The organism is Coprococcus aceti, from assembly GCF_025567285.1.
Lineage (GTDB): Bacteria > Bacillota > Clostridia > Lachnospirales > Lachnospiraceae > Coprococcus > Coprococcus aceti.
Genome location: NZ_JAOQJT010000002.1, coordinates 197,522 through 220,730, shown reverse-complemented (window position 1 = coordinate 220,730; position 23,209 = coordinate 197,522). Strand labels below are relative to the sequence as shown.

General features: G+C 42.5%; 26 protein-coding genes. 21 read left to right on the top strand and 5 right to left on the bottom strand.

Going from position 1 to position 23,209, the window contains the following annotated elements; translation table 11 throughout:
- Positions 1-5: 5 nt before the first annotated feature.
- From ftsY to OCV54_RS03385, 18 genes are all read left to right on the top strand, one after another.
- On the top strand, positions 6-983 hold the full coding sequence (gene ftsY, locus OCV54_RS03470; RefSeq protein WP_022216450.1) for a signal recognition particle-docking protein FtsY: 978 nt from the start codon (positions 6-8) through the stop codon (positions 981-983).
- A gap of 107 nt (positions 984-1,090) precedes the next feature.
- Positions 1,091-2,335 (top strand): threonine ammonia-lyase, encoded by a 1,245-nt coding sequence (ilvA, locus tag OCV54_RS03465; protein ID WP_015534949.1) that lies wholly within the window; start codon positions 1,091-1,093, stop codon positions 2,333-2,335.
- A 15-nt stretch (positions 2,336-2,350) separates the two neighbouring features.
- Positions 2,351-3,790 (top strand): ASKHA domain-containing protein, encoded by a 1,440-nt coding sequence (locus OCV54_RS03460; protein ID WP_055222860.1) that lies wholly within the window; start codon positions 2,351-2,353, stop codon positions 3,788-3,790.
- Positions 3,787-4,584 (top strand): MBL fold metallo-hydrolase, encoded by a 798-nt coding sequence (locus OCV54_RS03455; RefSeq protein ID WP_055222661.1) that lies wholly within the window; start codon positions 3,787-3,789, stop codon positions 4,582-4,584. Before OCV54_RS03460 ends, OCV54_RS03455 begins: the two co-directional genes overlap by 4 nt.
- A 73-nt stretch (positions 4,585-4,657) precedes the next feature.
- The gene (locus tag OCV54_RS03450) at positions 4,658-4,930 is read left to right on the top strand and encodes an ACT domain-containing protein (protein ID WP_015534945.1); all 273 of its coding nucleotides are present in this window, start codon (positions 4,658-4,660) and stop codon (positions 4,928-4,930) included.
- Positions 4,931-4,966: 36 nt separating this feature from the next.
- The gene (locus tag OCV54_RS03445) at positions 4,967-6,331 is read left to right on the top strand and encodes a PFL family protein (RefSeq protein WP_022216453.1); all 1,365 of its coding nucleotides are present in this window, start codon (positions 4,967-4,969) and stop codon (positions 6,329-6,331) included.
- A 167-nt stretch (positions 6,332-6,498) separates the two neighbouring features.
- Positions 6,499-8,367, top strand: a complete 1,869-nt coding sequence (locus OCV54_RS03440) for a TIGR03960 family B12-binding radical SAM protein (RefSeq protein WP_055222659.1) — start codon at positions 6,499-6,501, stop codon at positions 8,365-8,367.
- Positions 8,351-9,049, top strand: a complete 699-nt coding sequence (locus OCV54_RS03435; protein WP_055222657.1) for a TIGR03936 family radical SAM-associated protein — start codon at positions 8,351-8,353, stop codon at positions 9,047-9,049. Before OCV54_RS03440 ends, OCV54_RS03435 begins: the two co-directional genes overlap by 17 nt.
- Positions 9,050-9,095: 46 nt before the next feature.
- On the top strand, positions 9,096-10,262 hold the full coding sequence (locus tag OCV54_RS03430; RefSeq protein ID WP_055222656.1) for a ribonuclease E/G: 1,167 nt from the start codon (positions 9,096-9,098) through the stop codon (positions 10,260-10,262).
- Between the two features lie 156 nt (positions 10,263-10,418).
- Positions 10,419-10,727, top strand: coding sequence for a 50S ribosomal protein L21 (rplU, locus tag OCV54_RS03425; RefSeq protein WP_004850943.1), 309 nt, complete (start codon positions 10,419-10,421; stop codon positions 10,725-10,727).
- 28 nt (positions 10,728-10,755) lie between these two features.
- A complete protein-coding gene (locus OCV54_RS03420) occupies positions 10,756-11,082 on the top strand; it encodes a ribosomal-processing cysteine protease Prp (protein WP_015534943.1) in 327 nt (108 codons plus the stop codon).
- 5 nt (positions 11,083-11,087) lie between these two features.
- Positions 11,088-11,375, top strand: coding sequence for a 50S ribosomal protein L27 (rpmA, locus tag OCV54_RS03415; RefSeq protein ID WP_004850948.1), 288 nt, complete (start codon positions 11,088-11,090; stop codon positions 11,373-11,375).
- A 193-nt stretch (positions 11,376-11,568) separates the two neighbouring features.
- Positions 11,569-12,864: a GTPase ObgE gene (gene obgE, locus OCV54_RS03410; RefSeq protein WP_055144437.1), complete on the top strand. Its 1,296-nt coding sequence runs from the start codon at positions 11,569-11,571 to the stop codon at positions 12,862-12,864.
- 14 nt (positions 12,865-12,878) lie between these two features.
- Positions 12,879-13,166 (top strand): ribosome assembly RNA-binding protein YhbY, encoded by a 288-nt coding sequence (gene yhbY, locus OCV54_RS03405; protein ID WP_022216458.1) that lies wholly within the window; start codon positions 12,879-12,881, stop codon positions 13,164-13,166.
- 12 nt (positions 13,167-13,178) lie between these two features.
- Positions 13,179-13,802 carry a nicotinate (nicotinamide) nucleotide adenylyltransferase gene (gene nadD, locus OCV54_RS03400; protein ID WP_055222654.1) on the top strand — a complete coding sequence of 208 codons (624 nt, stop codon included), beginning with the start codon at positions 13,179-13,181 and terminating at the stop codon, positions 13,800-13,802.
- 69 nt (positions 13,803-13,871) lie between these two features.
- On the top strand, positions 13,872-14,450 hold the full coding sequence (yqeK, locus tag OCV54_RS03395) for a bis(5'-nucleosyl)-tetraphosphatase (symmetrical) YqeK (protein WP_082419750.1): 579 nt from the start codon (positions 13,872-13,874) through the stop codon (positions 14,448-14,450).
- A 1-nt stretch (position 14,451) separates the two neighbouring features.
- Positions 14,452-14,802, top strand: coding sequence for a ribosome silencing factor (gene rsfS, locus OCV54_RS03390; RefSeq protein ID WP_022216461.1), 351 nt, complete (start codon positions 14,452-14,454; stop codon positions 14,800-14,802).
- Between the two features lie 54 nt (positions 14,803-14,856).
- The gene (locus OCV54_RS03385) at positions 14,857-16,044 is read left to right on the top strand and encodes an HD-GYP domain-containing protein (protein WP_055222651.1); all 1,188 of its coding nucleotides are present in this window, start codon (positions 14,857-14,859) and stop codon (positions 16,042-16,044) included.
- Between the two features lie 295 nt (positions 16,045-16,339).
- Here OCV54_RS03385 and lexA read toward each other — a convergent pair whose 3' ends face one another.
- The gene (lexA, locus tag OCV54_RS03380) at positions 16,340-16,960 is read right to left on the bottom strand and encodes a transcriptional repressor LexA (protein ID WP_055222649.1); all 621 of its coding nucleotides are present in this window, start codon (positions 16,958-16,960) and stop codon (positions 16,340-16,342) included.
- Positions 16,961-17,272: 312 nt separating this feature from the next.
- Here lexA and yneA point away from each other — a divergent pair, with 312 nt between their 5' ends.
- From yneA to OCV54_RS03365, 3 genes are all read left to right on the top strand, one after another.
- Entirely contained in the window at positions 17,273-17,602 is a 330-nt protein-coding gene (gene yneA / locus OCV54_RS03375; protein ID WP_055222647.1) for a cell division suppressor protein YneA, read from the top strand.
- Positions 17,603-17,875: 273 nt separating this feature from the next.
- Entirely contained in the window at positions 17,876-18,940 is a 1,065-nt protein-coding gene (locus tag OCV54_RS03370; protein ID WP_055222646.1) for a tyrosine-type recombinase/integrase, read from the top strand.
- A gap of 30 nt (positions 18,941-18,970) precedes the next feature.
- Positions 18,971-19,690, top strand: a complete 720-nt coding sequence (locus tag OCV54_RS03365) for a tRNA 2-thiocytidine biosynthesis TtcA family protein (RefSeq protein ID WP_055222644.1) — start codon at positions 18,971-18,973, stop codon at positions 19,688-19,690.
- A gap of 157 nt (positions 19,691-19,847) precedes the next feature.
- Here the strand turns inward: OCV54_RS03365 and OCV54_RS03360 are convergent, their stop codons facing one another.
- The 4 genes from OCV54_RS03360 to aroB form a co-directional block, all read right to left on the bottom strand.
- Complete coding sequence (locus OCV54_RS03360) at positions 19,848-20,462, bottom strand: cytidylate kinase-like family protein (protein ID WP_022216466.1); 615 nt, start codon at positions 20,460-20,462, stop codon at positions 19,848-19,850.
- A gap of 183 nt (positions 20,463-20,645) precedes the next feature.
- Complete coding sequence (locus OCV54_RS03355; protein ID WP_022216467.1) at positions 20,646-21,569, bottom strand: RluA family pseudouridine synthase; 924 nt, start codon at positions 21,567-21,569, stop codon at positions 20,646-20,648.
- 3 nt (positions 21,570-21,572) lie between these two features.
- Complete coding sequence (gene lspA, locus OCV54_RS03350) at positions 21,573-22,091, bottom strand: signal peptidase II (protein ID WP_015534938.1); 519 nt, start codon at positions 22,089-22,091, stop codon at positions 21,573-21,575.
- A 23-nt stretch (positions 22,092-22,114) separates the two neighbouring features.
- A complete protein-coding gene (gene aroB / locus OCV54_RS03345; RefSeq protein ID WP_015534937.1) occupies positions 22,115-23,200 on the bottom strand; it encodes a 3-dehydroquinate synthase in 1,086 nt (361 codons plus the stop codon).
- Positions 23,201-23,209: the final 9 nt, after the last annotated feature.

The following is a 23,209-nucleotide window of genomic DNA, read 5'->3' as shown; positions in this document are numbered from 1 at the left end:
ATGTCATGGCAGAGGAAAAAGAGAAAAAAGGATTTTTTGCGAGACTTAAGGCAGGTCTTGCAAAGACAAGAGATAATATAGTAGAAAGCTTTACAGATGTATTCGGTGCATCCCATATAGATGATGATTTCTATGAGAATCTTGAAGAGACATTTATCATGGCTGATATGGGATATGAGACGACTGAGAAGGTTATAGAGGGGCTTAAGCAGAAGGTTGAGGATTCACACATCAAAGAACCTGCTGCCTGCAAGGAACTTGTGATCAATATAATCAAGAACCAGATGTCTGTGGACGATTCAGCGTACGACTTCGAGAATAAGAAGTCCGTTGTGCTGGTCATCGGGGTAAATGGTGTCGGCAAGACAACGACCATCGGAAAGCTTGCTGCCCAGTACCGCCAGAGAGGCAAGAAGGTTCTCATGGCTGCTGCCGATACATTCAGAGCTGCCGCCATAGATCAGTTAAAGACCTGGGCTGACAGGGCACAGGTTGATATAATTTCACACAATGAGGGCGCTGATCCCGCTGCAGTTGTATACGACGCAGTGGCTGCCGCCAAGGCAAGAGATACGGATATCCTTCTCGTTGATACAGCGGGAAGACTTCACAACAAGAAGAATCTCATGGACGAGCTTGCAAAGATGAGAAGGATCATCACAAGGGATTATCCGGAGGCAAATGTTGAGGCGCTCATAGTTCTGGACGGAACAACAGGTCAGAATGCCCTTGAACAGGCAAGACAGTTCAGCAATGTAACTGAGCTTGACGGTATAGTTATCACCAAGCTTGACGGAACCGCCAAGGGTGGCATTGCGATAGCGATCCAGGCAGAGCTTGACGTACCGGTCAAGTTTATCGGAGTTGGTGAGAAGATCGGTGATCTCCAGAGATTTGACCCTCAGGAATATGTCAACGCATTGTTCGCAGATTTTGACGAGGACAGATCCGAGATCGATATGCTCATCGGCGATGACATGTAATACTACGGCATATATAATGATCATATGTATGTATGTCAATGTACTTATATCTGTGCACAACCATATATGATTTTCAAAAGGATTTTTACATAAGGAGACATTAACAAATGGCAGAACAGAACACAACAGACAAACTGACACTTGCGAAATTTGAGGAGGCCTACGACATTGTACATAAGGTGGTTCTCCCTACAAAGCTCATATACAGTGACTATTTCAGTGGGATAACAGGCAACAAGGTATACTTCAAACCTGAGAACCTTCAGAAGACCGGTGCATACAAGATCAGGGGTGCATATTACAAGATAAGCACTCTTTCAGATGAAGAGAGACAGAAGGGACTGATAACAGCTTCGGCTGGAAATCATGCCCAGGGTGTGGCATATGCTGCAAAAGCATATGGAGTAAAGGCGACCATCGTTATGCCTTCATCTACACCTCTCATCAAGGTTAACAGAACTAAGGCATACGGCGCAGAGGTTATACTGTATGGAGACGTATATGATGAATCATGTGCATACGCTCTTGAGCTTGCAGAGGACAAGGGTTATACATTCATTCATCCGTTCGATGATCTCGATGTTGCCACAGGACAGGGCTCGGTTGCGATGGAGATCATAAAGGAGCTTCCTTTCGTTGACTATATCCTTGTTCCTATCGGAGGTGGCGGTCTGGCAACAGGTGTGTCCACACTTGCCAAGATGATGAATCCGAACATCAAGGTCATAGGTGTTGAGCCTGCCGGAGCAAACTGTATGCAGGTCTCACTGAAGAACAAGAAGGTTACAACACTTCCATATGTCGACACCATTGCAGATGGAACTGCAGTAAAGACACCGGGAAGCAAGATTTTCCCATATATACAGAAGAACATAGATGATATTATAACTGTAGAGGATAACGAACTCATCGTTTCATTCCTCGATATGCTTGAGAATCACAAGCTTCTTGTTGAGAATTCAGGCCTTCTCACAGTGGCAGCACTTAAGCATCTCGATGTAAAGGGTGCCAAGGTCGTAAGCATACTGTCGGGCGGCAATATGGATATGATAACATTTGCCTCACTTGTACAGCACGGACTTATCGCAAGAAGCAGGATCTTCACAGTTTCAACACTTCTTCCTGACAAGCCGGGTGCACTCATGAACATTTCAAAGGTTATCGCTGATCTCCAGGGAAATGTTATCAAGCTTGAGCACAACCAGTTCGTATCCATCAACAGGAATTCAGCAGTTGAGCTTGTTATCACTATGGAGGCATTTGGCCCTGAGCACAAGCAGCTCATCATCAACACACTTGCTGATAAGGGCTACAAGCCAAAGGAAGTCATGACAAAGGGAATATACAATTAATTGTAGTTGATATCGATGATTAACGATGAACTCACTTTAACCGTAAATGACAACAAAATAATCGCCTGCAGACGCGGTGACAATCTGTTCAAGGTGCTGTGCAGCGCCGGATATGTGTTCAGTGGAAACTGCGGAGGTCTTGGAAGGTGTCAGAGATGTCTGGTGGATGTAAAAGGTGCGGGCACGGTAAAAAGCTGTACCTACACTATCACTGATAACATACAGGTAACCATAGTTGAGGATAACATGTCAGTCCTTGCTTCGTACAAGGGTGCTGCTGAATCCAACAACGTATATAATGGCGATGGTCGTGATATAGGCATAGCTATAGATTTAGGCACCACCACCATCGCCATAGAACAGATAGATATGTCTGATGGAAGTGTCACGGACAGATGTGGATTTATGAATCCGCAAATTGAATATGGCAGCGATGTCATATCAAGGATCCGAACAGGCTCCACAGAAGATGGACTGGCAAAGCTCAGAAGCTCAGTAGTCACAAGGATTTCCTCAGAGTTGACCGGAATGGGGTATGCCCTTGCAGATATATCAAGGATAATTATTTCCGGAAACACCACCATGAATGCAATACTGGAGCGGCTGCTTCTGGACAATCTCGGGCATGCACCATTTGAGATCAGGAATCCTGACAGTATAACAGTATCAGGGAAGGATTTCTTTGATGATGAAAGATTTTGCAGTGCGGAAGTCACATGTCTTCCTAACCTCAGCGCATTTGTTGGAGCTGACGCATTGTGCGGTGCAGTCGTCTGTAACATTGACAGGTCTGACAAATATCAGTTGTTTGCAGATCTCGGAACAAATGGAGAGCTTATACTTGCAAAGCAGGGCATCGGTTATGCCACCTCATGTGCATGTGGTCCGGCATTTGAGGGAATGCTGAGGAGAGGTGTTGCAGCTCCAACCACAGCCTTTGATCTGCTGAACAGACTTAATTTGCTACACATAGTGAATGACGATGGAGTCCTGGTTGATCAGTATATAGACGGAGGCTACAGACTTGCAGGTGGAGTGACAATTGACATGGATATGATCAGAAGCTTTCTCCTTGCAAAGGCAGCCATATGTGCAGGTATAGAATCCCTCATGGATATGGCGGGGATAACGGCAGAGGACGTATCACGTGTATATCTGGCAGGAGGCTTCGGGTGCAGTCTTAATATATCAAGTGCGGTAAGCCTTGGACTTTTTCCGGACAGTTTTCAGGGAAAATCAGAATTTGTAGGAAATACATCCCTGCACGGAGCACATAAGTGCTTGATTGATAAGAGTTTTATTGATAGAATATATGCGTTTAAAGAGACCCTGACTGCTGTGAATCTCGGTGAGCTTGAGGGCTTTGACAGAAGATATTACAGTCATATGGATCTCAGACCATGGACCGCACAGTCACATGGTACAAATAAATTACAACAGAAGAGTAGATTATGAAATTACTAAGTATAGCAAGCGGTAGCAGCGGTAACTGCTATTACGTCGGCAATAGCGCTACCCATCTTCTTGTGGATGTAGGCATAAGCTGCAAGAGGGTTGAAAACGCCCTTAAGGATGAGGGAATAAAGCCGTCTGAACTCGATGGTGTTCTTGTAACGCATGAGCATATAGATCATGTGAAGGGCATAGGTGTTCTGGCAAGAAAGCACGGTGTTCCTATATATGCCACTGCAGGAACCATAGCTGAGATGAAGAAGATGACCTCCCTTGGCAGTATCGATGAGGGACTGTTTCATGAGATTCGTCCTGATGAAAAGATACTGATAAAGGATATAACCGTTGATCCATCATCCATCTGGCATGACGCAGCGGATCCGGTATGCTACAGCCTGTATGGAGATGGCAAAAAAGTGTCCATAGCGACTGATATGGGCAATTATAATGATTATATTGTAGATAAGCTTGACAACTCAGATATAATGGTAGTTGAGGCCAATCATGATGTCAGAATGCTTGAGGCGGGACCATATCCTTATTATCTCAAGAGACGAATCCTTGGCAACTATGGTCATCTGTCCAACGAATTGTCAGGGCAGCTCATATACAAACTTCTGAATGACCATGTGAAGGGTATCCTTCTGGGACATCTGAGCAAGGAGAACAATTTTGAAGAGCTGGCATACGAGACAGTCAAGCTGGAGCTTGAAAATAATTCATACGCCAACGATGTAAGGGAATTTGGGCTGGCAGTAGCCAGAAGAGACATGCCTATGGCTTCCATAGAGGCGTAGGCTGATTTTTAGGAGTGAATAAAGATGGGTTCTGTATGTACAGGCTCCATCATCAACAAGGAGGATAAATAAAATGAAAAAGAGAATCATAACTGTAGTAGGTAAGGACAGCGTGGGAATCACAGCTAAGGTATGTGTATATCTGGCAAACAACCAGATCAATATACTTGACATATCACAGACTATAGTTGCAGGGTACTTCAACATGATGATGGTGGTTGATACACAGGAGTCATCCAAATCAACAGAGCTCATCGCATCAGAGCTCGGACAGATTGGAGAAGAGATTGGAGTACAGATAAAGGTACAGCACGAGAAGATCTTTGAGACAATGCACAGAATCTAATAATATACAGTCTGACAGACAGAAAAGAGGATATACATGATTAGCATAAATGAAGTAATCGAGACCAATAAGATGATCTCAGACATGAATCTGGATGTTCGTACCATCACAATGGGAATCAGTCTTTTGGATTGTGTAGGCACAGATGTGGATGATACATGTACAAAGATATATAACAAGATAACAACATATGCCAAGGATCTTGTATCAACAGGTCAGGAGATATCAAGAAGATATGGTATACCAATCGTCAACAAGAGAGTTTCTGTAACACCTATAGCACTGGTTGGTGGTTCCGTATGTAAGACCACCGGAGATTTTGTAAAGATAGCAAAGGCTCTTGACAAGGCTGCAGACACCATAGGAGTCAACTTCATCGGAGGATATTCAGCACTTGTAAATAAGGGCATGACTCCTGCTGATGAGCTTCTTATCCGTTCAATTCCTGAAGCACTCTCAAGCACAGGAAAGGTGTGCAGCTCCATAAATGTAGGTTCAACCAAAACCGGTATAGATATGGATGCAGTCAAGATTCTCGGAGAGATGATCAAAGACACTGCCGAGCTCACCAAGGAAGCAGATTCCATCGGTTGTGCAAAGCTTGTAGTATTCTGTAACGCACCTGATGACAACCCATTTATGGCCGGTGCATTCCACGGTGTTACCGAGGGAGACTGTGTCATCAATGTTGGAGTCAGCGGCCCTGGTGTTGTAAAGAAAGCCCTTGAGAAGGTAAGAGGAGAAAACTTTGAGGAACTCTGCGAGACCATCAAGAAGACAGCTTTCAAGGTAACCAGAGTTGGACAGCTCGTTGCAAAAGAGGCATCCAAGATGCTCGGCGTACCATTTGGTATAGTTGACCTGTCACTTGCCCCTACTCCTGCAGTCGGAGACAGTGTAGGTGAGATTCTCGAGGAGATCGGTCTTGAATACGCCGGAGCTCCTGGTACAACAGCAGCACTTGCGCTCCTCAACGATCAGGTTAAGAAGGGTGGAGTTATGGCTTCATCATACGTCGGAGGACTCTCCGGTGCATTCATCCCTGTATCTGAGGACCAGAGAATGATCGATGCAGTTTCCGCAGGAGCATTAACTCTTGAGAAACTTGAGGCCATGACATGTGTATGTTCAGTAGGTCTTGATATGATAGCAATTCCTGGTGATACATCACCTGCAACCATATCAGGAATTATCGCTGATGAGATGGCTCTTGGTATGATCAACCAGAAGACAACCGCTGTAAGACTTATCCCTGTTATCGGTAAGACAGTTGGAGATCAGGCTGAATTTGGCGGACTTCTCGGATACGCACCTATCATGCCTGTCAACAGATTTGCATGTGATAAGTTTGTCAACAGAGGTGGACGTATTCCAGCCCCTATCCATAGTTTCAAAAACTAATATTGGATAATGCGGTATAGGATCACAGTTCCTGATACGATATAGATATAGAGGATGCGCACTGAATACGGATATTCCGTGCGCATCTCTTTTGCTGTAATTGAATATTTCCATTTGGAGATATCAGATAATATGATTACAAGAAAATTATTTAAGGATATTATTTTATGAGAAGATTAGCTTTACCGGATGAAATACTGATGAAGGTTGAAAAGCCCGCCAGATATATAGGTGGAGAATACAACAGTGTTATGAAGGACAAGGACAAGGTTGATGTGCGTTTCTGCATGTGTTTTCCTGATGTATACGAGATAGGTATGTCCCATCTCGGAATTCAGATACTGTACGATATGTTCAACAGGAGAGAGGACACATGGTGTGAAAGAGTTTATTCGCCATGGCCTGATCTGGACGCGGAGATGAGAGAACATGACATCCCTCTGTTCGCGCTGGAATCCCAGGATCCTATAAAGGATTTTGATTTCCTTGGAATAACACTCCAGTACGAGATGTGTTACACCAATATTCTTCAGGTGCTTGATCTGGCTGGGATCCCACTCCGTACAAGAGACAGAAAAAAGGGAGACACACTTGTTATAGGCGGAGGCCCATGCTCATACAATCCTGAGCCTATAGCAGACTTCTTTGACATATTCTATATGGGTGAGGGCGAAGTATCATATGATGCACTTCTGGAGCTTTACAAGGTGTATAAGCACTCTGATATGACCAGGGAAGAATTTCTCATAAAGGTGTCCAACATTCCGGGATTATACGTTCCTGAGCTCTATGAAGTCACATACAAGGAAGATGGCACGATAGCTTCATTTGCTCCTAGATTTGAAGATGTGCCTGCCACGATAACCAAGACGGTCGTCATGGATCACAGCAAAGTCACATACCCAGAGAAGCCTGTTGTGTCATTCATGAAGCTCACTCAGGACAGAGTTGTTCTTGAGATCATGCGCGGATGTATAAGAGGCTGCAGATTCTGCCAGGCTGGAATGATTTACAGACCAACCAGACCTAAGGATGTCAATCTGTTAAAGGGCTATGCTGAGAAAATGCTGGCAAGTACAGGACACGAGGAGATAACCTTCAGCAGTCTGTCGTCGAGTGATTACGAGGAGCTTCCGGAGCTCACAGACTGCCTGATCGAGAAGATGGACAATGAGCATGTAAATATCTCTCTGCCATCGCTCCGTATAGACGCCTTTTCTCTGGATGTCATGAGCAAGATCCAGGATGTGAAGAAGAGTTCACTTACATTTGCCCCTGAGGCAGGAACGCAGAGACTCAGAAATGTTATAAACAAGGGTCTCACAAAGGAGAACATAATGGATGGTGCCCTGAAGGCCTTCAAAGGCGGCTGGGATAAGGTGAAGCTGTACTTCATGATGGGCCTTCCTACTGAGACATATGACGATATTGCCGGGATTGCAGACCTGTCGGAGGAGATCACTGAGCTTTTCTTTGCAAATATCCCAAGAGAAGAACGAAATGGACGTGTCATGGTCACCGCATCGGCATCATATTTTGTGCCAAAGCCATTTACTCCGTTCCAGTGGGCTCCGATGATAAGGCCTGAGGAATTTGTCAAGCGTGCATACTTTGTGAAGGACAGATTCCGCGCAGAGAAAAACCATAAGAGTCTTAAGTTCCAGTACCACGAAGCAGATATCACCATACTTGAGGGACTGCTTGCTCGAGGCGACAGGAAGCTCTGCGATGTAATATATGATGTCTATAAGGCCGGTCAGATATTTGACGCATGGACAGAGTTCTTCAAAAAAGTAAACTGGGACAACGCCATGGCAAAGCACGGTCTGGATATAGATTTCTACACATACAGGGACAGAAATGTTGATGAGATACTTCCGTGGGATTTCATTGATATAGGAGTCACAAGAAAGTTCCTTGAGAGAGAGTGGGAGAACGCCCAGAACGAAAAGGTAACCCCTAACTGCAGACAGCAGTGTTCCGGCTGTGGTGCCGCAAGATTTGGAGGAGGTGTATGTTTTGAAAATAAGAATTAAATACTCCAAGCTCGGTAACCTCAGATTTATAGGACACCTTGACGTTATGAGATATTTCCAGAAGGAGATAAGACGTGCCGGTCTGGATGTGAGCTATTCCAAGGGATATTCGCCTCACCAGATCATCTCGTTTGCCGCTCCGCTGGCCATGGGGATCACTTCTGATGGCGAATACTTTGACGGAGAATTTGAATCCGTTACAACATCCAGAGAGATGATCGACGCATTGAATGCCGTATCGGTTGATGAGATGAAGGTCACTGAGTGTGTACTTCTTCCCGATGATGCAAAGAACTCCATGTCAGTTGTGTCAGCATCGGACTATGTCATCTCATTCCTTGACAAAGCAGGAACTGAAGAACGGCATAATATACTGGACAGTGTGGAATCCTTCATGTCGCAGGATCAGATCGTCATTCTGAAAAAAACAAAGAAGAGCGAACGCGAGGAGAATATAAAACCTGGTATCATGACCTGCGAGCTGAGGGACGATCAGATATATATGCTGCTGTCAACCGGAAGTGAATACAACCTCAAGCCGGAGCTCGTCATGCAGGCTCTCTGCGCGTATGCGGGTGTCAGTCACAACCAGTTCCATTATCATATTCACAGACTGGAGACGTACATGGATGGCCCTGATGGCAATATAATACCTCTATACAAGGCCGGTTCACCATTCTAAGAGTCTGCCTGACCGTATATTTGAAAGATTATAAGGGGAATATCACATGAGAAAGCTGGTAGTTACACACTACGACAACAAAATATTACAGGCTGTTATACAGGCTGGCAAAGTCACAGATCTTAACCTGTCAGAGGGCAGTACAGTCCTCGGCAATATCTATGTGGGCAAGGTGGCCAACATCGTAAACAATATAAATGCCTGCTTCGTGGATTACGGTGACAGACTTCCCTGCTACTACAGTCTGGATGACAATGATATTATATACGCCGATGGCAGGGAGCACACAAAGCTCAGGATCGGCGATGAGATAGTCGTTCAGATCAGCCGTGACGCAGTCAAGACCAAGAACCCTGTTGGTTCATCGGAGCTCACCCTCCGCGGGGATTACTGTGTGGTCCACACCGGGGAACAGATCGGTGTATCGAACAAGATAAGCAGCAGAAAGCTCCGGGACGAGCTTAAGGACATCGCGCGAAATACCCTCCCGGCGGGTATAGGTTGTATCATTAGGACAAATGCTGTGGATGCGGACCCTGAACTCATAAAACGTGAACTGAATGAGCTGGGCGGTCGTCTCACGCAGATCCTGAAGGCCGCAGCAACCAGAAAATGCTTTTCCTGTCTGTACCGGAATCCACCGGAATATATAGAAAACATAACTTTCATGGGAAGTAATAAGCTAGATTCACTGGTAACCGATGATGAAGAAATATTCCACGTATTTGAGGATTACATAGAGAAAAAACAGCCTGGAACAATAGACTTAACGCTTCATACCGATACAGAATGTCCGCTTACGGCAATCTACAATCTCAATAAAGAAGTGGAGGGAGCTCTAAAGGAGAGAGTATGGCTTAAGTCAGGTGCCTACCTTATAATCCAGCAGACTGAGGCCATGGTAGTTGTGGATGTGAATACAGGCAAGGCTATATCAGGCAGAGATATGGAACAGCACATGCTGAAGGTCAACACCGAGGCTGCCATCGAAACCTGCCGTCAGTTAAGGCTCCGCAATCTGTCAGGGATAGTAGTCATAGACTTTATAAACATGAAGAATCCCGATGATATCCTCAGGATACGTGATACCCTGATAAGAGAGCTGGCAGACGATCCTGTACCAGCCAAATTCGTAGATATCACCAAGCTTGGACTTATAGAGCTGACCAGAAAGAAGTTAAAGAGACCGCTTCACGAAATGGTTAAGCTTTGATGAAAATAAATCAAAAAATATTGTAAAAATATATCAGAAAATTATTGACAAATAATCATCTCAATGGTAGATTATATGAGTATGCCGCACAGTTAGGTATAAGTGTGTCAACAGACACCACCAAAACTGGCGAGTTTGATTAAGGAGGTATTAACCATGTACGCAATTATAGCAACAGGCGGTAAGCAGTACAAGGTAGCTGAAGGAGACGTGATCAAGGTTGAGAAGCTCGCAGCAGAGGCTGGAAGCGAAGTAACATTTGATGATGTTATCTTAGTAAGCACTGATTCAGACGTTAAGTGTGGAGATGCAGTTGCTAATGCATCTGTAACAGCATCAGTAGTTGGTGAAGGCAAGTCTAAGAAAGTTATTGTTTACAAGTACAAGAGAAAGACTGGCTATCACAAGAAGAATGGTCACAGACAGTCATATACTAAGGTTGAGATCAAGAAGATCAACGCTTAATTGGTATTGATTGTATCGATTATAAGACATGATTGATGTAGTTATTTATCAGAACAGCAATTCGGAATATATAGGATTTAAGACAGATGGACATGCGGAATATGATGATCCTGGACAAGATATCGTCTGTAGCGCAGTTTCAGCGATCACGATAACCATCCTGAACTCTGTTGAGAAGCTTTCAGATGTGAATTTCACACTTGACTGCGATCAGGAGAGTGGACATATGGATTTCATATTCACAGAGGAGCCGGATATCAAGGCACAGACTTTGATGCAGGCGCTTGTGATCGGTATATCCGGAATCGAAGAATCCTATGGCGATTATATTTGTATGACCTTTAAGGAGGTGTAATTGACATGATGAAGATGGAACTTCAGTTTTTCGCTCATAAGAAAGGTGTAGGTTCTACAAAGAACGGCAGAGACTCAGAGTCCAAGAGACTTGGCGCTAAGAGAGCTGACGGTCAGTTCGTAAAGGCTGGTAACATCCTTTACAGACAGCGTGGAACAAAGATTCATCCAGGTCTTAACGTTGGTATCGGCGGAGATGACACACTGTTCGCTACAGCTGATGGTATCGTTAGATTTGAGAGAAAGGGTAGAGACAAGAAGCAGGTTTCTATCTATCCAGTAGTTAACGAGTAATATTGGATATATATAAGTAATACTATCAAGAGACTGGAGTAATTATTATTATTCCAGTCTTTTTTTACAGACAAAAGTGCAGATATGGGGTATACTATGAAATAGTGTGCAGATGTATCTGCAGAACTTGACACAGGTAGTTTAGACATTGAATATTCGGTATAGAATATCTGACATAGAAAGGCGGTATATTATGTTTGCCGATAGAGCCAGAATATATGTGAGATCAGGCAAGGGCGGTGACGGACATGTATCCTTCAGAAGAGAGAAATATGTTCCAAACGGCGGTCCTGACGGCGGTGACGGAGGTAATGGCGGTGACGTTATCTTTGTTGTCGACGAGGGAATGAACACGCTCACTAACTATAGACATGTGACAAAATACAAAGCCGGAGACGGTGAAGAGGGCGGCAAGAAGAACTGCCATGGCAGCAATGGTGCCGATATCGTGCTCAAGGTTCCACCTGGAACTGTTGTCAAAGATTCAGAGACAGGTAAGGTTATTCTCGATATGGCCTACAAGAAGGAACCTGTTGTTTTCCTTAAAGGAGGCCGTGGTGGCCGTGGCAACAGAACATATGTAACTTCGACCATGCAGGCGCCAAAGTATGCACAGCCTGGTCAGCCAGCCAAGGAGCTTACAGTAGATCTTGAACTCAAGTGTATAGCTGACGTAGGACTTGTCGGATACCCAAGTGTAGGTAAATCAACCTTCCTTGCAAGAGTTACGAATGCCCGTCCTAAGATCGCGGCATATCATTTTACCACTTTAGTTCCGAACCTGGGTGTGGTGGATCTCGGGGATAAGAACGGCTTCGTGATCGCAGACATTCCAGGCATAATTGAAGGTGCGTCAGAAGGAACAGGTCTTGGACTTCAGTTCTTAAGACATATAGAGCGTACAAAGGTTATAATCCACATCGTGGATGCAGCCTCGGTGGATGGAAGAGATCCGATCAATGATATCCACGTAATCAATGAAGAGCTCAAGAAGTACAATAAAGACATCGAGAACCGTCCACAGGTTATAGCAGCCAACAAGGTCGATCTTCTGGATGATATGGGCTATGAGACTGTCATAGAGATGCTTAAGGAGGAATTCCCGGAGGATGAAGGATATAAGATATTCCCTATATCTGCAGTATCAGGAAAGGGTATCAATGAACTTCTCTGGTATGTCAATGACCTTGTAAAGCAGTCTCCAAGGGAGATCATCGAATTTGAACCTGAGATAGATCTGTCCATGCAGGATGATCCTGAGCTTCCATTTGAAGTCAGAAAGTCAGACGAGGAGGAGGGTGTATATATCGTCGAGGGTCCACGAATCGAGAAGATGCTCGGATATACGAACCTTGAATCTGAGAAGGGCTTTGATTTCTTCCAGAAGTTCCTCAGAGACAATGGAATACTTGCACAGCTTGAGGAGCTTGGCTGTGTAGACGGAGATACTGTAAGAATGTATTTCCTTGAATTTGATTATTATAAGTAAAGGAATAAACACGTATGAATAGCAAACAGAGAGCATATTTAAAGGGGCTGGCACAGACCATCCAGCCTATACTCAACATAGGCAAATCATCACTCACACCTGAGTTCACAGAATCTGTTGCAGAGGCTCTTGAGGCGAGAGAACTAATCAAGATCTCTGTTCTCAAGAACTGTCTTGACGATCCTCGTGAGATAGCAGCTATGCTCGGTGAGAGAACCCACTCACAGGTAGTTCAGGTGATCGGCAGAAAGATCGTTCTGTACAAGGAGTCAAAGGAACATAAGAAGATTGAACTTCCATAGGGGGAATACGCCATGCTGGCACAAAAAGCAGGACATGTAGGTATACTCGGCGGAACATTCAATCCTATACACTATGGACATATAGAGCTTGGCGTACAGGCACTGGAACAGTTTAGACTGGATAAAGTGCTTGTGATGCCCAACAATAAGCCTGGTTATAAAGATATTTCCAACGAAGTTACAACAGATCACCGGGTCAACATGATAAAACTTGCCATAGATGGCATAAAAGGGTTGGAGTATTCTGATTTTGAGCTCAGACGTCCCGGGATCACATACACCTCAGATACGCTTGAGGCCCTTCATGAGTTATATCCTGACGTTCACTGGTATTTTATCATGGGCGGGGATTCCATTATGTATTTTGACCACTGGCACAGACCTGACATCATATCAAGGCATGCAACGCTGCTTGTCACAACAAGAAGTGGAGCTTCTGAGGATATGATCAACGACAAGATAGCAAGCCTGCACAGTCTGTTTCCGGCTTCTGATATCCGCCGGGAATACATCCACCAGCACGATATATCCTCAAGTGATATAAGAGCTGCTGTGCGGTCAGGAGAAGATATCAGGGATATGGTTCCCGATAGCGTGATAACATATATCAGGGACAATGGTCTATATCACGTTTGATCTGGCAGGTATAACAACATATATTGAATATTACTTATACTTGAACATTTGCAACAGATAGGAGATAAGATGAACAGATTTGAGATGCGTGAGCGCCTTGAAAACAAACTCACAAAGAAAAGATTTGAACATTCACTTGGTGTGGAATATGTATCAGGCTGCCTGGCCATGGTTCACGGAGCAGATGTGAACAAAGCTTTGACTGCCGGACTTCTACATGACTGCGCCAAATGTCTGCCTGCAGACGAGAAGATAGCAAGATGCCAAAAACACGGACTTCCAATAAGCCAGGTCGAATTTGCTAACCCTGAGCTTTTACACGCAAAGCTGGGAGCATATTACGCAAGAGAAAAATACGGAGTTGACGATGAGGACATCCGATCGGCTATAGAATTCCATACCACTGGAAGACCGGCTATGTCGCTTCTGGAAAAGATTGTTTTTGTGGCTGACTATATAGAGCCGAACCGTAAGCCTTTGCCGGAGATAGATGAAATAAGAAATGAGGCATTCTCCGATATTGACGCTTCGGTGGCCCACATATTAAAGAATACTTTAACTTATCTGGACAGTGGCAGCTGTGGAGACACGGACGAAATGTCTGTCCGGACATATAAATATTATACATCATTGAACAGTGAGGACTAATATGGCAGATTCCAGAGAGATGCTCAAGATAGCATGTGCTGCTCTTGAGGATAAAAAAGCATTTGACATTAAGATCATAGACATAAGCAGAATTTCAACCTTATGTGATTATATAGTGATAGCTGACGGAACAAATAAAAAACAGGTTCAGGCACTCAGCGATAATGTTGAGGACAATATGCACGAAGCTGGATATTCCCACAAGGGAGTGGAGGGATATTCTGAAGGTGGATGGATTTTGCTGGATTATTATGATATAATAATCCATATATTTTCTGAAGAATCAAGAAGATTCTACAACATAGAGAAGATATGGAGTGACGGAGATATTGTATCTCTGGACAGCATATAAGATATTCAGTTTAAAATAAGATTGGGTTGCAAGTAAGAATTTGGGGATTAAAACATGGAGAGTAACAGGCTATTAAGCGACAATTATATCAAGATCAATCATATTGCCTCCAAATGTATGAGGCTTTTTGCTATATTGATACTTTTGTACTGGGTATTTACATATATTGGAGGGCAGTGCAATATAGTGCTCCTGTGTTCCTGCATGGGAGTATGCTGTATTCTGACCCTTATACCTACGATTTTTATTGATCTACTTAAGAACAATGAGGGCAAATGTATAAAATATGTGGTAATTGCATTGGCTGTACTCATATGCTCCATACTCAATACAACTTTATCGTACACAGCTATGATCGTCTGGATATTTCCTATGCTTGTAGCTTCCCTTTATTATAACAAAACAATGGTTCTCTATACTGCGCTTTTATCCACAGTCGGTGTATTCGCTGCAGATATAGTCAATTACAGATTATGTGATCTTGTTATTCCACCCGCACATGATGATTTTGCTGACAATATGATACTGGTCATAGCGCCATGTGTTATAGCCATTTTTATCATGTCATTTGTATCATATTTCATAGTATCAAGAAACTCAACAATGCTCAATAATGTTATAGACCATGCTGAAGAGGTCAAAACTAATCAGAAGGAACTCATATATGCGTTTGCCGAGCTCTCAGAGAGCAAGTCAAAATCAACAGGTGAGCACATCAAGAGAGTTGCAAAATACATGGAGGTTCTTGGAAAGGCATCCGGTTTTGATGACGATTATGTTGACATGCTTTCAACCGCAGCCATGATGCACGATATCGGCAAACTGATGATCAGCGAGGAAATACTCAACAAACCTTCCCGTCTTACAGATGAGGAGTTCGCCATTATGAAGAGTCATGTATTATATGGTGACGCACTTCTCTCAAAATGTCCGGGACAGATCCTTCAGATTGCAAGAACGATCGCCAAGGAACATCATGAGAAGTGGGATGGCTCTGGATATCTGCATATGAAGGGAGAAGAGATCGCATATATCAGCAGGCTTATGGCTGTATGTGATGTATTCGATGCCCTTACATCAGCAAGATACTACAAGAAAGGCTGGTCTATGGAGGAGGCTTATACCGAGATAGTAAGCCAGAGTGGTAAACAGTTTGATCCAAAGGTGGTATTACTATTCCAGGCTCATTTCAAGGAATTCAAACAGATAGCAGAACAGAATGCTGATAAGCACATATACTAAAATGTGATTACTTAAAAATAGGCTAAATATACATTAAGCTAATAGGCTAAAAAGCTGTTTTTTATGGTTTTTTAGCCTATTTTTGTTGGATTTAGGCTTGAAATAAGCTAATTAATTGGTATAATGTAATTAACAAGTTGATACAAATTAACTATTTTGAAGTTAATTTACTTTTAATAAGCCCCCTCTTAAAAAATATGACATAAATTGATCCCCAGGTCATATACGTAAATGTTGCTGACGTATGTTGACCTGGGGATCTCTTTCTTAATGGATTTATTATATTATATTGTAATTACATCTGCCTAAATAATCCGATAACCTTTCCGAGTATATCGCAGTGGTCTACGATAATTGGATCCATATAATCATTCTCCGGCTGAAGTCTTATATGACCATTCTCCTTAAAATATCTCTTTACTGTAGCCCCATCATCGATAAGTGCAACCACAATATCACGATTGGAAGCAGAAGAGCATTGTTCAACAATAAGGAGATCACCATCGTTGATTCCGATGTTGATCATACTTTCGCCCTTAACGCGAAGCATGAATGTCTGATTATTGGTGTTATGTAAATATTCCGGTGGAATAGGAAAATAATCCATAATATTCTGTGTGGCAAGGATAGGAAGTCCCGCTGCAACCTGTCCAACAACAGGTATATTAATAACCTCACGCCTTGACAATGCAAAATCATCATCTATTATCTCTATAGCCCTTGGTTTTGTTGGATCACGCCTTATATATCCGTTCTCCTCAAGAGATGCGAGATGAGCATGTACTGATGATGTAGACTTGAGTCCAACAGCCTTGCAGATCTCTCTTACTGAAGGTGGATAGCCCTTCTTAAGCTGTTCTTCCTTGATATATTCCAAAATCTCTGTCTGTTTATCAGATAGCTTTCCTTTTCCCATGTATATTGAACCTCCACAAATAAATTCTATTTAACATAATCTGTTGTATACAAAATATGATAGCACATATGTTCTGATATTGCAAACGAATGTTCTGTTTTAATTTTGCTTTGTTTTGAATATTCTTGACCGGATCTATTCTTTCGTGGGAATAAAAATGGACACCTGATAGTGCATAATATAGGAGTATTAAGGATTCAGAGTTACAATACGAACTGCAGTCGTACTAGTGTTCGAAAATCACTTGACAACAAAACATCTGTTCGATATAATACGAACATAGTAACAAACATACGTTCAGGAGGGATAGAGATGAATAGATTATTTAATTTCATTAGCAATAAAAAGGTGACAATAATTGTAGCCATAATCATAGTAGCAGTATTATATGTTTCGATCACACACATGGATGCATCCGAAGCTGATGCCACTAATGCCAGCACCAAGTATTACACATGTATATCCGTTGAGTCTGGCGATTCACTTTGGGATATAGCCCAGAAGTATATGACTGATGAATATACATCAACCCAGGATTATATCGATGAAGTTGTCTCGATCAACAATCTGAACAACGATTCATCGATAGTAGCCGGAACCAACCTGGTAATACCATATTATGAAGTGACTGATCTCAATTAAACAAGGAATTAGATGTTCTTGATAAACGCATATAGATTCTATTAAATGATAGATTCTATATGCGTTTTCTGTTTAGATTTTTGCTTAGAGAGTCGTAAGAATCAGTGAAAGCAGTGCAGTTGGAATGTATTTTAGTCTATATATTTCTATTCGCTAAACTCAGGTTTTACGAAAAAATATAGCATATTTTATTAGATTATGTTATAATCCATTTAGTCATATACATGAATATGCCCACAAATTAACATATATCAGGAGGTTTCAAATATAACGATGCCAGCCAAGCCATACAACAAACAGGTCGATGAGAATAATATATTATTGCTCAGAGATATTCTTTCCGAGTTACCACAATACGCAACGATCGCTTTTCGTGGAATTGAGAATACTACATCCACAAGAACACGCCTTGGTTACGCCAGGGATATAAAAACATTCTACGAGTATTTATGTGAAAATAACCCATTCTTTCGTGATAAAACTCCACTTGATATTACTACTGAGGATCTCAGCAGACTTGAGGCCGAGGACATCGAGGAGTTCCTGCATGCCATGAAGCTTTACACTAAAAACGGACGTACATACACCAACGGTGAACAGGCGTTAAAACGCAAATTATCTGCACTCCGGGTATTTTTTGCATACCTGTATAAAAACGACCGTATAAGCTCAAACGCTGCAGAAAAGGTCGACATGCCAAAGATACACGATAAGAAAATTATACGAATGGAGCCAAACGAGGTTGCAGATTTTCTTGATAATGTTGAGTATGGCAGCGGCCTGACTGAACGCCAGAAAAAATATCATGAGAAAAATAAAGTCCGTGACCTGGCGCTTTTATCACTTATGCTCAGCACCGGCATGCGTGTATCCGAATGCGTTGGAATTGATATACGTGACGTTGATTTCGATAATATGCGGATTAAGATCGTTCGAAAAGGTGGCAAGGAGGCATACGTATACTTCAGTGATGAGGCAAGTGAAGCTTTGCTTGAATATCTTGATGAAAGGAAAAAACTGATACCGGAAAAAGGCCATGAGGATGCGTTATTTCTGTCCGGTCAATTAAAAAGAATATCTGTCAGATCAGTTGAGAATATTGTAAAAAAATACTCTCTTACCTCCGTTCCTTTAAAGCATATAACACCTCACAAACTCAGGAGTACGTTTGGCACTGAGCTTTATAGGGCTACAGACGACATATACCTGGTGGCGGACGTATTAGGCCACTCGGATGTAAATACAACAAGAAAACACTACACTGATATGGATGAGGACAGAAAACGTCGTTTCAGGAACGAAGTACAGCTTCGTGAAAAACGCACAATTAAACCATAATAATATTATGTTAACTTAAGGAGTATTTTTATGAAATCACAAAAGCTTTTATCATATACAAGACGAGCTATAACTGATTACGATATGATCAGTCCCGGTGACAAGATAGCCATAGGAATATCCGGAGGCAAAGACAGTCTGACACTTTTATATGCAATGTCCAAACTGAAAAAGTTTTATCCCATACCATTTGAAATTGAAGCTATAACCGTAGATCTTGGATTTAAGGATTTTGACACGTCCAGACTTAAGGAATATTGCGAGTCACTTGGAGTCAATTATACGGTTTGCAAAACTCATATAGGCGAGATCGTTTTCGATTACAGGAAGGAACCTAATCCATGTTCACTCTGCAGCCGTATGCGTAAAGGAGCCTTAAATGATTGTGCTGCAGAACTTGGCTGCAACAAGATCGCATATGCCCATCACAAGGATGACGTTGTAGACAGCTTCCTGATGTCCATGCTGTATGAGGGGCGCATTCACACCTTCTCTCCTGTCACTCATCTGGAGAAATCAGGTGTCACACTCATAAGACCTCTTATATACGCCCTGGAAGGCGAAATAAGAGCATTTGCACGCGCCAACGATCTTCCAGTCTGCAAGAGCCCTTGTCCCGCTGACGGCGTCACAAAGCGTCAGGAAAGCAAAGACATTATAGACGAACTCAAAGTACGCGTGCCTGATGTAAAAGATCGTATATTTTCCTCCATCGAGGGTGCCGGAATAGACGGATGGTCAAGGCACTGATTAATAGCTTATGGATATAAAAAATAAATCCAATCACAAAACAAAAATGACAGTAAGCGTTTAACAAACAACCTACTGTCATTTTTTATATACAAGATTTTATAATAACATTATTATGATGATATATTACAATTTTCAATAATAATCATGACTGAGATCAATAATTATTTACAATGTCATATAACAGATCTATCGTCTTATCTATGCCGTACTTCGAAGTATTGATACATATGTCGTATCCCTTCATCTCGCCCCATCTCTTGGATGTATAATAGTTGTAATATGAAGCTCTGGCCTTGTCTTCCTTCTTGATCATATCCTTGGCCTTCGATTCACTTATGTTGTACTTCTTGGCGATTCTGGCTGTTCTGTCATCCATGTCTGCATACAGGAATATATTCACCACGTTGTCCAGATCCCTGAGTGCGTAATCAGCACATCTGCCGACAAATACACATGAACCATCTTTCTCTGCAAGATTCTTGATGGTGTCAAATGCCGCAAGGAAAACTTTGTGGTTGAGAGGAAGCTCTGTTGAATTGCCAAATCCCAGTGAATATGGATCCATCACCAGTGAGTAAAGAAAGCTATTCGTAGGCTTTTCGTCAAAGCTGTCAAAAATCTCTTCACATATTCCACTGTTCTTTGCTGCCTCTTTAAGTAACTCCTTGTCGTAAAATGGTATGTTCATCTTTTCTGCAAGAGCTTCTCCGATCTGCTTGCCTCCACTTCCGAACTGTCTACCTATAGTAATAATCTTCTTCTCTGCCATAGTAACCACTCCCATCTTCTCGTATTCTCCATGTAAAAAATATCAAAATATATTACTTATGTACAAAATACTTAAATTCCTATATGGGTTATTATAACATTTATACAATAAACTGTAAATAAAAAAGTATAGACAATTGCACGTAATTTGTGACAATTGTCTATACTCGTTTGTTACATTATATTAATTTAACAGTTTTAACTTCTTTATAAGATCTTCAAAATATTCCGGCAGATCAGCCTTGAACTCAACGTATTCCCCGGTTGAGGGATGTTCAAAACCGAGAATACCAGCATGCAGCGTCTGTCCCTGCAGCTTAAACGGACATTTCTTCGGTCCATAAACTTCATCCCCAAGTATGGGATGTCCAATGGATGCCATATGAACTCGGATCTGATGTGTCCTGCCGGTCTCAAGCTGACACTCAATAAAGGTATACTTTCCTCCAAAACGCTCCAGAACCCTGTAATGTGTGACGGCATGTCTGCCATTTCTGGTATTGATCGCCATCTTCTTCCGATCCTTAGGACTTCTTCCGATCGGCGCATCCACAGTACCATCATCCTGTGCGATATTTCCATGGACTATGGCATAATACTTTCTGGTTATACTATGCTCGTGAAGCTGCTCAGACAATGATCTATGGGCATTATCGTTCTTACACACCACAAGTACACCTGTTGTATCCATATCTATCCTGTGAACGATTCCCGGCCTGAATTCTCCATTTATACCGGAAAGGGAATCCTTAAAATGGTACATCAGTCCGTTAACCAGAGTCCCACTGTAGTGTCCCGGTGCCGGATGGACCACCATTCCCTTTGGTTTATTCACAAGTATCACGTCATCATCCTCATATATGATGTCGAGCGGTATATTCTCAGGCTCAATGTCAATGCTGACCGGATCCGGCACAGATATATCAAAAATATCTCCGGTACGTACACTGTAGCTCGGCTTTGAAGCCTTACCGTTGACCTGAATATATCCGTCATCAAATAACTTCTTTATGAAAGATCTCGAATAATCGCTGAAATACCCGCTGAGAACCTTGTCTATTCTTTTCCCTGCCCAGTCGCCGCTTGCTTCGATGTTATATTCTTCCATATACTATTCCTGTCCATCTGTCTGTTTTTGGTGTATGATCTCTGAGAGCTCATCATCCTTATACTTGAACAGCACCAGAATAACTATAACAATAAAACTGCATGTGACAAATATATCTGCGACATTGAATACCGGGAAGTTAATAAGGCAGAAGTCAAACATGTCAACCACATATCCACGGGCAACTCTGTCGATCATATTGCCGACAGCTCCCGATATGAGAAATACCAGTGATATCCTGAGCGGTGTATATTTCTTTTCCTGATTGCCTGCAAGCCTGATGTATACATATATAGCCGCAAGCAGGATCACAAATGTTATCGCAAGCAGGAAAACGATCTTACCTGAGAAACTTCCCCAGGCCGCACCTCTGTTCTGAACATAGTTGAGCTGGAAAACTCCATCGATTATTTTCCTTGTCTGTCCAACCTGAAAGTTGGTTGATATGAGATGTTTCACCAGTTGATCTAAAGCTGTAAGAATAATAATGGCAAGTATAGCCATCGGTATTCTCTTTTTCATAATATCCGTTCCTCCTTTGAACATCAATGCCACTCAAATGCCTTTTTCATATCATCAGGAACGACATTGGTATTGATATATGCATCGCCAATAGTGTGAAGAAGGATAAATTTTATCTTGTCCCCAACCATCTTCTTATCGTTCTTAGTGTACTCTATGACAGCATCTGCATCGACAGGGTAGTCCTTGAGAGTAGGGAAACCAAACATATCAAATGCATGTATAATCTTATGAAGCTCGTCCTCTGTGATGTCACCCCTATTGTATGAGATAACAGACGCAAGGCAGCATCCGATGCCGACACATGCCCCATGACTCAGCTTAAGGTCGAGGTATCTCTCTATGGCATGTCCAAGAGTATGTCCAAAATTGAGCAGAGCTCTGTCGCCCTTCTCCGTAGGATCGTTCTCCACAACAACTCTCTTGATGTTGCAGCTCACCCTGATCATCTCCATCAGGACATCCTTATCCCTTGCAAGTATTCTGTCGTGGTTTTCTATAAGCCAGTCAAAATATGCAGAATCCTTTATGAGTCCATGTTTTATGATCTCACCCATTCCCGAAATAAACTGCTCATCGGATAACGTGGTGAGTGTTGACACATTGATATACACAAGCTTTGGCATGTGAAAGGCTCCGACCATGTTCTTATATGAATCAAAGTCAACGCCTGTCTTTCCACCAATACTGCTGTCCACCTGTGCCAGAAGACTTGTAGGTATCTGTACAAAGTCTATGCCTCTGAGATACGTTGCAGCAGTAAATCCGGTTATATCGCCCGTCACGCCGCCTCCAAGAGCCACCAGAAGATCTTTTCTGTCAAACTTTGCAAGAATAAGCTTCTCGTAGATCATCTTTACTGTATCAAGATTCTTCTGAGACTCACCGGCCTCAAATATAATAGATATCAATTCTTTGCATTTTCCATCAAGCTGATTCCTGATCTCATCGAGATAAAGAGGCGCAACATTACTCTCTGTAACGATACATACCCTTCTATCAGCAATTCCCTGTCCGGCTAAAAGCTCAGGCAGGGAATTAAAATCGTTTGCAAAGAAAATGTCATAGATTGGTTCATCATTCAGATGAACTGTGAGTGCATTACACATATAAACATT